Source organism: Mesorhizobium sp. M0771 (assembly GCF_040320155.1).
Lineage (GTDB): Bacteria > Pseudomonadota > Alphaproteobacteria > Rhizobiales > Rhizobiaceae > Mesorhizobium.
The window spans coordinates 37514-50094 of sequence record NZ_JAMYPC010000010.1 but is presented as its reverse complement, the minus strand read 5'-3'; the positions used below and the strand labels follow the sequence as shown (position 1 = coordinate 50094).

Genomic DNA, 12581 nt, shown 5'->3' with positions numbered 1-12581 from the left:
AAACGCCGCGGCTCAATCCGCGGCGTTTTGCTATTCAGGGTCTCTCAAAGAGCATGCGGGACGGATGCATTTGCTTTGCCGGGGCGCACACCGTCAGTCCGGCCAGCATGTTGCTTGCCCCATCTGGCCAGCGGGATCAGGGCATTGTCCAGCTCGATGCCGAATTCGGTAATCGAGTATTCGACCCTCGGCGGCACCTCGGGAAAGATTTCGCGATGGACGATGCCGTCGGCCTCCATTTCGCGCAGCTGTTGGATCAGCATCTTTTCGCTGATGTCAGGCACCAGCCGCTTCAGCTCACCGAATCGTGCCGGCGCCTTGTGAATCTGCCAGAGCAGTAGCGCCTTCCATTTGCCGCTGATGACCTCCAGCGCCGGCCCCAATCCGCAACTATCTGGCTGTTTCTTTCCCATGTTTCATCCAATTCTGAGCAATCGGTGGGTAGCTTACATTTTTGTCGGTACTTGAGAAAAACCAAGCCGGTCCATAGCTTCAAACCAGCTCGCCGGCATCGGCGAACACCACAACATCATATCGGTACCTCGCTTCGACCTGCAAAGGCCGTCGGCGGCCGGATTTTGTCAAAAACGGATGGATCATGACACGATACGCAAACAAGAAGGCCGTTGTCATAGGCGGGACGCACGGCATGGGGCTCGCCGTTGCCGAAGCCCTGATCGAAAGCGGCGCCGAGGTCCTGGTCACCGGCCGCGACCAGCGCAACATCGAGGCCGCGCGAGCCAAGCTGCTTTCGCGAGCTCATGTCGTGCGGTCCAATATCTCAGACATGGCCGATATCGTCACGCTCGGTGCCGAAGTGGGGCAGAAGCTTGGCCAGATCGACTTCCTTCACGTCAATGCCGGGGTGGCCAATCTCGAACCCGTGGAGCGGGTCACCGAGGACAGTTACGATCGCACCTTCGACATCAACACCAAAGGCGCTTTCTTCACCGCGCAGCGCCTGCTGCCCCTCATCAGCGATGGTGGCGCCATAGTCTTCACCTCGTCGATCGCCGACGAATCCGGCACCGGCGGCATGAGCGTCTATTCCGGATCGAAGGCGGCACTGCGCGCCTTCGCCAAGGTCCTGGCCGCCGAGCTTCTGCCGCGCCGCATCCGCGTGAATGTGGTCAGCCCTGGTTTCATCGATACGCCGACGATGGGTGTGGCCGACGCCTCGGCCGAGGAGCGGGCCGCCTTCATGGCGATCGGCGACGCGGTCACGCCGATGAAGCGCCACGGCACGATGGAGGAGGTGGCGCGCGCAGTGCTGTTCCTGGCGTTCGACGCGACCTTCACCACGGGCGCGCGGCTGACCGTGGACGGTGGCCTTGGCCAGGACCTGAGCCCGACACCGGCGTAACCGCGCAACCAAACCAAGGAGAAGCAGAATGAGCGACATAACAGTGATCGGTCTCGGCGCCATGGGCACGGCGCTTGCCGAAGCCTTTCTGAACCAGGGACATGCGGTGACGGTGTGGAACCGTTCTCCGGCAAAGGCTGAGGCTTTGGCAGCCAAGGGCGCCATTGTGGCCAAGAGTGTCGAGGAAGCCGTCAGATCGAGTCCACTGATCGTGGCGTGCCTGCTTGTCTATGACACCGCTCGTGAGGTGCTCGGCCCAAGCCGAGACGCGCTGTCGGGCCGCACATTGGTCAATCTCACCAACGGCACGCCCGAGCAGGCGCGGGCGATGTCGGGCTGGGCGGTGAGCCAGGGCGCGAGCTATATCGACGGCGGCATCATGGCGGTGCCGCCGATGATCGGCGGGCCGCACGCCTTGATTCTCTACAGCGGTTCGCGCCAGGCGTTCGATGCCTGTTCGGGGCAGCTCGGAGCGCTCGGCACCAGCAAATTCCTCGGTGAGGATGCTGGCCTCGCGCCGCTCTATGATATCTCGCTTCTGACCGGCATGTACGGCATGTTCGCGGGCGTTCTGCAGGCGTTGGCATTGACGGGCGCAGCAGGAATCCCGGCCGGCGAGTTCATGCCGCTGCTGGCCTCCTGGCTTCAGTCGATGCAAGGCCTGCTGCCGAAGTGGGCGGAACAGATCGACAGTGGCGATCACACCAGCAATGTCGTTTCCAACCTGGGCATGCAGGTTGATGCCTACGTCAATCTCATCGATGCCAGCAGGTCGGCTGACGTCAGCACCGAACTCGTCTTGCCGATGCAAAGCCTGATGAAGCGCGGGGTGGCTGCCGGCCAGGCCAATGCCGATCTTACAAGCCTGGTCGCACTGCTCCAGCTCTCGAAACAAGGCGCTTGACGGGGCAAGACCCAAGAGAAGGCCCGCCAACCTTGCGGTTGAGGGCCTTCGATCTTCAAACGCTGCTGGTCGATCAGCTCTTCAGCTTGGCGTTGCAGAGGCTGTAATAGCCGCCGCCCTTCTGGATCCAGCGAAGGCCGTTCAACGTACCCGCGTCCTTGTTGCCGTGGTAGCCCTGCAGGCAGGTCTTCATCCGCGCCTTCGAGGGCTTCTCGGTCTTGAATTCGGCGGCGAGGGTGGTCGGGAATGTCACGCCCGTCGGCGCTACAGCGGGGGCGACCGCCGCGCTGGTTTCCTTCTGCGGCTGCGGCTCGGTTTTGACCGCATCCGCATTGGCACTCTCCGCAGCTGACGTCGCACACTTCTCGGTGCGGAAAGCGGTCCAATCCATGCCGTTCAGAGTGCCGCCTTCCTTGGCTGTGCGATAGGCCTCGCCGCATTCCTTCATTGTCAGTGCGCTTGCAGGGGTGACGCTCCACGCAATCCATGCCGTCACAGCCAATGCCGCCAATTTCAATCTGGACATAAGACCCTCCTGGTTGACAAAAGTTCGATGTCCTTTTGTATACCGTTTGTTCTGCATATGTTCAACTGGAATCTTTGCGCCAACCGTAAGTCTGCGGTGGGCAGTGTGGGCGAATAGATGATGCCAACACCTTCCGCGATATGTAAACGCGAGCAACGCCAGATGTTTTCGAGCGCAATAAAAAGGCCCGCGCATGTTGCGATGCGCGGGCCTCTGTCTGGAGAATATGGCTACGCGATCAGCTCTTCAGCTTGGCATTGCAGAGGCTGTAGAAGCCGCCGCCCTTCTGGATCCAGCGCAGGCCATTCAGCGTGTTGGCATCCTTGTTGGCGTAGTAGAGCTCGAGGCAGGTGTGCATGCGGCCCTTGGCCGGCGTCTCGCCGGCGTATTTCTTCGAGATCGCGGCCGGGAACTTCACGCCCTTGGGAGCGGTGACCGAGGGCTTCTCGGGCTCGCTGGTATAGGTCGCCTCGCTCGGAGCCGGCACGGTGTCGTCGTCATCTGCGCCTGCGCCGCATTCGGCCTTGCGGAAGTCGTTCCACTTCTTGCCGCCCAGCGTATTGGCAGACTTGGCAGCCTGGTACTTGGCGCTGCAATCGGCCATGCTCAGGCCCTTGCCGCTGCTGTCGGCAGCTGCCTTGGTGGTTGCCTTGGCGGGTGCTGCCGCGGCCGAGGCCCCGGCGGCGCATTCGGTCTTGCGGAAGTCGTTCCACTTCACGCCGTTCAGCGTGCCGGCGGCCTTTGCCGCCTGGTACTTGGTGCTGCATTCCTTGGCCGTCAGGCCCTTGGCGCCATCGTCGGTTGTGGCTGCGGCCTTGGTCGTGGCCGGTTCTGCCGCGGCGGACGCGCCGGCGGCGCATTCGGTCTTGCGGAAGTCGTTCCACTTTGCGCCATTGAGCGTACCGGCGGCCTTGGCAGCCTGGTACTTAGCGCTGCATTCCTTGGCCGTCAGACCCTTGGCGCCATCATCAGCAGCGGCGGCCTTGGTCGTGTCCGTCTTGGCCGCAGCGGCCTTCTTGGCCGCCGGCTTTGCGGTCTCGGTGGTGGCCGCCGCGTCGGTGCCGCACTCGGCCTTCCGATACTGATTCCAGGTCTGCCCGTTCAGCGTGCCGGCGTCCTTGGCGGCATTATACTTGGTACTACACTGGGCCATGGTCAGCGCGCTGGCGGGCGCCGCCATGAACAAGGTTGCGACGGCAAGACCCGTCAAAGTTGCAAGTCGGTGGATGAGCATGGCGTTCTCCCGTTGCTGCGCCCATAGGTTGTACCTGTGTCAATCAATAGCTCTCAACGCTAGGCTGCGCCAGATGCTAAACGGCGTTCTCCCGATAAGGTGATGGATCCATTGCGATCTGCCCCCTCCAACAGTCCGGCTTACCGGCCCAATCTGCGCGGTGTGGCCCAGTGTGAATGCTATATTGCGGCAACACCGTGTCATGGTACGTTGCCCAACGCTCCGAACAGCCTGCTACAATGATTTTCTAAGAATTGGTAATATACAATCACACAATGTGATAGTCGGGCTCGGACCAATTGTGGCATTACGAGCCGGCTGAAAACCGACGGGGATTCTGGCAAGCATGGCAGGACGTTATTTTGGCACCGACGGCATTCGCGGGCGCGCCAACAAGTTTCCGATGACGGCTGAGATCGCGATGCGGGTCGGCATGGCCGCCGGCCTGTCGTTCCAGCGCGGCAGCCATCGCCACCGCGTCGTGCTCGGCAAGGACACCAGGCTGTCCGGCTACATGATCGAAAACGCCATGGTGTCCGGCCTGTGCGCGGCCGGCATGGATGTGTTCCTGCTCGGCCCGATCCCGACACCGGCGGTCGCCATGCTGGTGCGCTCGCTGCGCGCCGATATCGGCGTCATGATCTCGGCCTCGCACAACCCTTATTACGACAACGGCATCAAGCTGTTCGGTCCCGATGGCTACAAGCTCTCCGACGAGATCGAGGAGCGCATCGAGAGCATGCTCGACAAGGATATCGAACTGGCGCTCGCCGATTCCGACGGGCTCGGCCGCGCCAAGCGCGTCGACGGCGTGCATGACCGCTACATCGAATTCGCCAAGCGCACGCTGCCGCGCTCGATGTCGCTGTCGGGTCTCAGGATCGTCGTCGATTGCGCCAATGGCGCAGCCTACAAGGTGGCGCCTGCCGCACTTTGGGAACTGGGCGCCGAGGTCATTGCCATCAATGTCGATCCGAACGGTTTTAACATCAACAAGGAATGCGGCTCGACCCATCCGGCCGGCCTGCAGAAGAAGGTGCATGAAGTGCGCGCCGATATCGGCATCGCACTCGACGGCGATGCCGACCGTGTCGTCATCGTCGACGAGAACGGCACCATCGTCGACGGTGACCAGATCATGGCGCTGATCGCCGAGTCCTGGCACCAGAGCGGGCGACTGGCCGGCGGCGGCGTCGTCTCGACGGTGATGTCCAATCTCGGCCTCGAACGCTTCCTTGGCGACATGAAGCTGCAGCTGCATCGCACCAAGGTCGGCGACCGCTATGTCGTTGAGCATATGCGCGCGCACGGGTTGAATGTCGGCGGCGAGCAGTCGGGCCACATTGTGCTGTCCGATTTCTCGACCACTGGCGACGGGCTGGTCTCGGCGCTGCAGGTGCTGGCCTGCATCAAGCGGCAGAACCGGCCGGTCAGCGAATTGTCGAAGAAATTCGAGCCGGTGCCGCAACTGTTGAAGAATGTCCGCATCGCCGGCGGCAAGCCGCTTGAAGAAGCCTTGGTCAAGGCGGCGATCGAAGATGCGCGCAACCGTCTAGGCAAGGCCGGCCGCCTGGTTATCCGGCCCTCGGGCACCGAGCCGCTGATCCGCGTCATGGCCGAGGGCGACGACCCACAGCTGGTCGAGGCCGTGGTCAACGACATCGTCGACATCATCTCGGAAACGCGCAGCGCCGCCTGATTGCGCTGCCTCCGACGGGAGGGGCGAACTGCCGGCTCAAGACTTCAAGCCCGCCTGCAGGCGGGCTTTTTGTTTCGGCCAGGGTTGGTCCCAGCGTCATGGCGGCGGAGGCCGTTTGCTAAAATGTCGAGAATTCGTGGTTAATCGACAGGGTTAAACGCCTTTTAACTTTTGCAATTCATTATCCACAACTGAGGTCAAACACATTCGAGCGGATTCAAAGTTCCGACGGGTTCTCAGGGGTGACAAACATGTTCAATGCAGCAAAAATGGCTTTCCTTGCCGCGCTGTTCGCAGGCGTGGCCGGGCCAGTATTCGCCGCCGATCTGGCGGAGCCGCCAGTGGTCGAAGAGGCGCCGGCGCCGATCGCCTATGAACAGCCGGCCGATTTCGGCGGCTGGTACATCCGCGGCGATATCGACTATCACTGGTCGAAGTTCCGCGGTGGTGACTACACCACCTACAGCCCGGCACCGCCCCAACTCCCCGGTTCGTTCGCCTCCGGCAAGTTGAAGAGTTCCTTTTCGGCCGGCGCCGGTGTCGGTTACCAGGTCAACCGGTACTTCCGCACCGATCTGACCTTCGACTGGATGGGCAAGTCCAATTTCCGCGGCTCGACCAATGGTTTCTGCGGCGGCGGCATAGCTTGTACCTCCGTCGACACATCGTCCTATTCGGCGATGCTGCTCCTGGCCAATGCCTATGTCGATATCGGCACCTGGCACGGCGTGACGCCCTATGTCGGCGCCGGCATCGGTGGTGCCTGGGTCAAGTGGGATACGCTGCACAATACCGATCTCGATGGCTCCTTCGAGCACAGCGGCGGCAAGGGCTGGCGCTTTGCCTATGCCCTCATGGCCGGCGCCTCCTACTGCCTGACCGACCGGGTCAAGCTCGATCTCGGCTATCGCTACAGCCACATCAATGGTGGCAAGATGTTCAACTACGCCTCCGACAGCGATGTCGGCCCGGGCTTCGATCGCGGCATCAACGTGCACGAAGTGCGCGGCGGCCTGCGCTACCAGTTCGGCCGGTCGGACTGCGCCCCGCCGCCGGAGCCCTACGTTCCCGAACCGGAGCCGGTCTACACCAAGTAGTCGCTTCGAAATCCAGGAATTTGCGAACCGCCCGGCCATGCCGGGCGGTTTTTGTTTGCCGATTGCGGTGCACTTCCAGGCCGCGGCGTGCGGAGAGAAAGCCTATCGAAATCAAATCGGTAACGTCGCGTTATCCTTAACCCGCACTTAACCACTATGGTTAACAATGCCTACTGAAACGGCGCTTGCGATCAAAATGAAGAGCGCCAATTTCAGGAGCCGGGGACCCATGAATTTCAAATTGCTGACAGCGCCGGCACTTGCCGCACTCGCGCTTGCGCTGCTGACGCCGGCGCAAGCCGCGGACTACGATCCGCCGATCTATGTCGATCAGGCGCCGGACTATCAACCGGTCGAGGTCGGCTCGGGCTGGTATCTGCGCGGCGATGTCGGCTACGCGTTCAGCCATCCCTTCGAGCATGAGGAAGCGACAACCGGCCCGCTTAACAGCTTTACCGATGAGAGCAGCCTTTTCACAGGCAGTTTCGGTATGGGGTATCATGTCAACGACTATCTTCGGGTCGAGCTGAACGGCGGGATTCTTCCGACCGACAAATTCGGGGAACACGCCAAGTTGGCAGCCACTTGCGACGGCCATACGCTTGTGGACGACGGTTTTGGCACCATCAATTCCGTCGCGGCTACGCAGGCATGCGATCTTTCCGACAATGCTTCCAACAAAGGCTACAGCATCATGGCCAATGGCTATGTCGATCTCGGCACCTATGTTGGAATCACTCCATATCTTGGCGGAGGGGTCGGTGTCGCATACAATAAATATTACAGGAGCATTGGGGCGAAGGATTGCGTGGAAGTGGCCCCCAATTCGTCCGGCACGGGCGGGTTCTCTTGTGATGATCCGGCCGGTTACGAGGGTGCAACGGATAAGGAGGGCAAATTCAACCTTGCCTATTCGATCGGGGGCGGTCTTTCCTATCAGGTGGCCAAGAATGTGTCGGTTGACCTTGGCTACGAATATTTCTCGGTGCCGGGCGCCAAATACGTCGCTTATGACAGCGGCGCCTTCAACATCCACAAGGGCATCAATTATCAGACGGTCAAGCTCGGGCTGCGCTACGACCTCTGGTAGGCTGGCTGCAGATACGAAACCCGACGGCGGATCTCTTCGATCCGCCGTTTGCGTTTGGGCTCACGACATCCTGATCCCGGACTGCTTCTATCTTGTCAGCGACAAAAACTTTCCTCTTGACGCCTGAGGGCTGAACGCATATCGCCGTCCGTGGGCCACCCCTCCCCAACGAGGGGCCACTATCTGGAAGGATAGACCACGATGACGACGCATACGAAGCCCGGACTCCGTCCGGCAAATCCCAATTTCTCCTCAGGTCCCTGCGCAAAACGCCCCGGCTGGTCGGTCGAGGCGCTGAAGAATGCCGCGCTCGGCCGTTCCCACCGCGCCAAGATCGGCAAGACCAAGCTCGAACAGGCGATCGAGCTGACTCGCGAAATTCTCCAGGTTCCGGCGGATTACCGTATCGGCATCGTGCCGGCGTCGGACACGGGTGCTGTCGAGATGGCGCTGTGGTCGCTGCTCGGTGAACGCGGTGTCGACATGGTGGCATGGGAAAGCTTTGGCTCGGGCTGGGTGACCGATGTCGTCAAGCAGCTGAAGCTCGCCGATATCAGAAGGATCGAGGCAGGCTATGGCGAACTGCCGGATCTCACCAAGATCGATTTCGACCGCGATGTGGTCTTCACCTGGAACGGCACGACCTCAGGCGTGCGCGTGCCGAATGGCGATTTCATACCGGCGGATCGCAAGGGCCTGACCATCTGCGATGCCACCTCAGCGGCATTCGCGCAAAAGCTCGATTTCCAGAAGCTCGATGTCGTCACCTTCTCCTGGCAGAAAGTGCTGGGCGGCGAGGGCGCACACGGCATGCTGATCCTGTCGCCTCGCGCCGTCGAGCGACTGGAAACCTACAAGCCGGCGTGGCCGCTGCCGAAAATCTTCCGCCTGACCTCGGGCGGCAAGCTGATCGAAGGCATCTTCAACGGCGAGACCATCAACACGCCGTCGATGCTGTGCGTCGAGGACTATCTCGATGCGCTTCATTGGGCGAAGTCGATCGGCGGTCTCGATGCGTTGATTGCCAGAGCCGATGCCAATGCCGCCGTGCTCGATGGCTTTGTCGACAAGTCGTCCTGGCTCGGCCATCTCGCGGTCGATGCGGCGACACGGTCCAACACGTCCGTATGTCTGTCCTTCACCGACGCCGATGTCGCGGCGCTCGACGCCGACGGGCAGGCGGCTTTCGCCAAGGCGATCGTCTCTATGCTCGACAAGGAAGGCGTCGCGTACGACATCGGATCCTATCGCGATGCACCTTCCGGCCTGCGCATCTGGTGCGGCGCCACCGTCGAGACATCCGATCTCGAGGCGCTGCTGCCTTGGCTCGACTGGGCCTTCGCCACGCAGAAGGCTTCGCTGAAGGCCGCAGCCTGAGATTTCGTGGTGGCCTGCGGGCCGCCCTTTCCCGACAATCCAGTTCAAGGAGGCCGCCATGGCGCCCCGCGTTCTCGTCTCTGACAAACTCTCCACCACCGCCGTCCAGATATTCAAGGACCGCGGTATCGAGGTCGACTATTTGCCCGATCTCGGCAAGGACAAGGAAAAGCTGCTCGAAGTCATCGACCAGTATGATGGTCTTGCCATCCGCTCGGCGACCAAGGTCACGGAAAAACTGATCAACGCAGCGACAAGACTCAAGGTCGTCGGCCGCGCCGGCATCGGTGTCGACAATGTCGACATCCCCGCGGCGAGCCGCAAGGGCATCATCGTGATGAACACGCCCTTCGGCAATTCGATCACCACGGCCGAACATGCGGTGGCCATGATCTTTGCACTCGCCCGGCAGATCCCGGAGGCCAATGCCTCGACCCATGCCGGCAAATGGGAAAAGAACCGTTTCATGGGCGTCGAGATCACCGGCAAGACGCTGGGTGTCATCGGCTGCGGCAATATCGGCTCGATCGTCGCCACGCGCGGCGTCGGCCTGAAGATGCATGTCGTTGCCTTCGACCCGTTCCTGTCGGACAAGCGCGCCGAGGAACTCGGCGTCGACAAGGTCGAGCTGGACGAGCTTTTCGCCCGCGCCGATTTCATCACGCTGCACACGCCGCTGACCGACAAGACGCGCAACATCATCGACGCGGCGGCGATCGCCAAAATGAAGAACGGCGTGCGCATCATCAATTGCGCGCGTGGCGGGCTCATCGTCGAAGCCGACCTGGTCGCGGCGCTGAAGAGCGGCAAGGTGGCGGGCGCCGGCGTCGATGTGTTCGAGGTCGAACCGGCGGAGAACAACGCGCTGTTCGGCATGGAGAATGTGGTGGCAACGCCGCATCTCGGCGCCTCGACAGCGGAAGCACAGGAAAATGTTGCGCTGCAAGTAGCCGAGCAGATGGCCGACTATCTGATCAAGGGTGCGGTTTCGAATGCCATCAACATGCCCTCGATCACGGCCGAGGAAGCACCGCGGCTAAAGCCGTTCGTCAAGCTCGCCGAAGTGCTCGGCGCCTTTGTCGGCCAGGTCACCGAGGACCCGATCAACGAGGTCGAGATCCTGTTCGACGGCTCGACCGCGACGATGAACACGCGCGCCCTGATCAGTGCGACGCTCGCCGGGCTGATCCGGCCGCAGGTCGCCGACGTCAATATGGTGTCGGCGCCGATCATGGTGAAGGAGCGCGGCATCATCGTCGCCGAGGTCAAGCGCGACAAGTCGGGCGTGTTCGACGGCTACATCAAGCTGACGGTGAAGACCGAGCACATGACGCGCTCGATCGCCGGCACCTGCTTCTCCGACGGCAAGCCGCGCTTCATCCAGATCAAGGGCATCAATCTCGACGCCGAGGTCGGCCAGCACATGCTCTACACAACCAATGCCGATGCGCCCGGCATTATCGGCCTGCTCGGCACGGTGTGCGGCGAGAACGGCGTCAACATCGCCAACTTCCAGCTCGGCCGCAACCGGCCGGGCGGCGACGCGATCGCGCTGCTCTATCTCGACGCGCCGTTCCCGGAGAAAGTGCTGGAACAGGTCAAGGCGCACAAGTCCATCGACTCGGCCAAGCGGCTGCAGTTCGACGTCAACGCAATGTAGTTGACGGCGTGGCGGATGCGGCGGTCCTCCCCCCATCATTGGGGCGGCCGTCGCAGAGGCCGGTTCAGGTCAATTCGTCTGAGCCGTCGGAGACGCCCACGCGATGCCGATAGACCAGTTCCCAGCCCTTCCACCCTGTAAACAGCAGGATCAGAACCACGATCAGCGATAAGATAAAGCCGGTCGGGATCACAGCCGCCGCTCCACCGGCATAACGCGAGTACCAGTTATAAAGCTCGATCAGCACGACGAGCACGTTGCCGCCGGCATGGAGCCATGCCGTCGTGAGATTGCGGATCTGAACATCGCCGAGAACATCCGTCAGGCCGGTAAGAGCGGCCAAGGCGCCCATGATCAGGCCGGCGCCGAGAAGCCAAAGCGATCCGGTGACCCACCCGGGATCGGCTGTTTGCCAGAAAATCAGATCGCAAACGAAGGTGCCGACAAAGAAGGCGATCGGAAACGGAATCAGCATTGGGTGAATGGGGTGACCGGCAATGCTTGCCGTGCTGCGAGGGTTATGGCTCATCTTGTTGCCTCCCACGCAAGCAAACTCCGCCAGAGGTAAAATGTTCCAGGTCGGCGCGCGGCAGCAGTTATCGCGACGGCGGCGCAGCGCGGCAGCAGCCAAATGTTATCCGCGGCGGTTCGGTGCCGCCATCTTGCGCCCGCTGTATTCGGCGAGCGAAATGCCGCCCAGCACCAGGACGAGCGCCAGCGCCTGGTAGAGCTGGAATGTCTCGCCGACGATCAGCACTGACAGCAGCGTGCCGAAGATCGGCACCAGATTGATGAACAGCCCGGCACGGTTGGCGCCGATCAGTTCGTTGCCCCTGATGTAAGTGATCTGCGAAATGACCGAAGCGCCGATCGCGGTATAGACGATGACCACCCAGCCGCTGATATCGGGGACGATAACCTTGCCGGCGGCGACCTCCCACAGGAAGAACGGCAGCGAGGTGATGAGGGCAGCGATCGCCAGGGACAACATCAGGCTCTGCCAGCGCATCACCGGCTTCAGCCGCAGCCCGACCGAATAACCGCTGTAGAGGACGACCGCGACCAGCATGATGGCGTCGCCGAAATTGAGTTCCAATGGGAGCAGCCGGCGCGGATCGCCGTGGCAGGCAGTCAAGATGACACCGAAGATGGTCAGCACCACGCCCGCAATCTGCGCCCAGCTCACGCGCAGGCGGAAGAAGAAGAAATTGGCAATGATGATCAAGACCGGCATTGCCGCCTGTTCGATCGAGACATTGATCGCGGTCGTGTAGTTGAGCGCGGTGTAAAAAATGGTGTTGAACAGAGTGAAGCCGCTGGCGCCAAGTGCAGCCAGCACGAACCAGTGTTTGCGCACCACCTGCCAGTCCTCCCTGATCGTGCGCCAGCCGATCGGCAGCAGGATCGCGACGGCCAGCACCCAGCGCAGGAAGACCAGCGTCATCGGCGAGACGTGATCGACCGCCAGCTTGCCGGCGACGGAATTGCCGCCCCACAGCAGGGTGGTCAGCAGCAGGAACAGGTAGGCGCGTCGATGCATTGCGGGATTCCGGCCGCCTGGGAAGTTGTGTTTGCCGGCCTATTGCCCCCGCCGACGCAAGTAAATGATGTCAAAGCCGAAAATTGTTGTG

At 61.6% G+C, this 12581-nt stretch carries 12 protein-coding genes; 7 read left to right on the top strand and 5 right to left on the bottom strand.

All coding sequences use genetic code 11. From position 1 onward, the window contains the following. Positions 1-44: 44 nt before the first annotated feature. Positions 45-383, bottom strand: coding sequence for a winged helix-turn-helix transcriptional regulator (locus NKI05_RS16850; protein ID WP_023673597.1), 339 nt, complete (start codon positions 381-383; stop codon positions 45-47). Positions 384-598: 215 nt separating this feature from the next. On the opposite strand from NKI05_RS16850, the gene NKI05_RS16845 reads away from it, so the two are divergent. Together NKI05_RS16845 and NKI05_RS16840 are read left to right on the top strand one after the other, a co-directional pair. Next, positions 599-1363 carry an SDR family oxidoreductase gene (locus NKI05_RS16845; protein WP_023699188.1) on the top strand — a complete coding sequence of 255 codons (765 nt, stop codon included), beginning with the start codon at positions 599-601 and terminating at the stop codon, positions 1361-1363. Positions 1364-1391: 28 nt separating this feature from the next. Then, positions 1392-2267: an NAD(P)-dependent oxidoreductase gene (locus NKI05_RS16840; RefSeq protein WP_023736875.1), complete on the top strand. Its 876-nt coding sequence runs from the start codon at positions 1392-1394 to the stop codon at positions 2265-2267. A 73-nt stretch (positions 2268-2340) separates the two neighbouring features. On the opposite strand, the gene NKI05_RS16835 is transcribed toward NKI05_RS16840, so the two are convergent. Together NKI05_RS16835 and NKI05_RS16830 are read right to left on the bottom strand one after the other, a co-directional pair. Next, positions 2341-2793 carry a hypothetical protein gene (locus NKI05_RS16835; protein ID WP_023744990.1) on the bottom strand — a complete coding sequence of 151 codons (453 nt, stop codon included), beginning with the start codon at positions 2791-2793 and terminating at the stop codon, positions 2341-2343. 238 nt (positions 2794-3031) lie between these two features. Further along, the gene (locus NKI05_RS16830; RefSeq protein WP_023815239.1) at positions 3032-4027 is read right to left on the bottom strand and encodes a hypothetical protein; all 996 of its coding nucleotides are present in this window, start codon (positions 4025-4027) and stop codon (positions 3032-3034) included. A 346-nt stretch (positions 4028-4373) separates the two neighbouring features. On the opposite strand from NKI05_RS16830, the gene glmM reads away from it, so the two are divergent. The 5 genes from glmM to serA all read left to right on the top strand — a co-directional run bounded on the left by glmM (position 4374) and on the right by serA (position 10950). After that, a complete protein-coding gene (glmM, locus tag NKI05_RS16825; RefSeq protein WP_023704880.1) occupies positions 4374-5726 on the top strand; it encodes a phosphoglucosamine mutase in 1353 nt (450 codons plus the stop codon). Positions 5727-5977: 251 nt separating this feature from the next. Further along, positions 5978-6823 (top strand): outer membrane protein, encoded by an 846-nt coding sequence (locus tag NKI05_RS16820; RefSeq protein ID WP_023673590.1) that lies wholly within the window; start codon positions 5978-5980, stop codon positions 6821-6823. A 229-nt stretch (positions 6824-7052) separates the two neighbouring features. Beyond that, entirely contained in the window at positions 7053-7913 is an 861-nt protein-coding gene (locus NKI05_RS16815; RefSeq protein ID WP_023694608.1) for an outer membrane protein, read from the top strand. A 201-nt stretch (positions 7914-8114) separates the two neighbouring features. Then, a complete protein-coding gene (locus tag NKI05_RS16810) occupies positions 8115-9290 on the top strand; it encodes a phosphoserine transaminase (protein ID WP_023726191.1) in 1176 nt (391 codons plus the stop codon). Positions 9291-9348: 58 nt separating this feature from the next. After that, on the top strand, positions 9349-10950 hold the full coding sequence (serA, locus tag NKI05_RS16805; RefSeq protein WP_023726192.1) for a phosphoglycerate dehydrogenase: 1602 nt from the start codon (positions 9349-9351) through the stop codon (positions 10948-10950). Positions 10951-11014: 64 nt separating this feature from the next. Here the strand turns inward: serA and NKI05_RS16800 are convergent, their stop codons facing one another. Together NKI05_RS16800 and NKI05_RS16795 are read right to left on the bottom strand one after the other, a co-directional pair. Further along, entirely contained in the window at positions 11015-11479 is a 465-nt protein-coding gene (locus tag NKI05_RS16800; protein ID WP_023726193.1) for a DUF2231 domain-containing protein, read from the bottom strand. 105 nt (positions 11480-11584) lie between these two features. Next, entirely contained in the window at positions 11585-12490 is a 906-nt protein-coding gene (locus NKI05_RS16795) for a DMT family transporter (RefSeq protein ID WP_023726194.1), read from the bottom strand. Positions 12491-12581: the final 91 nt, after the last annotated feature.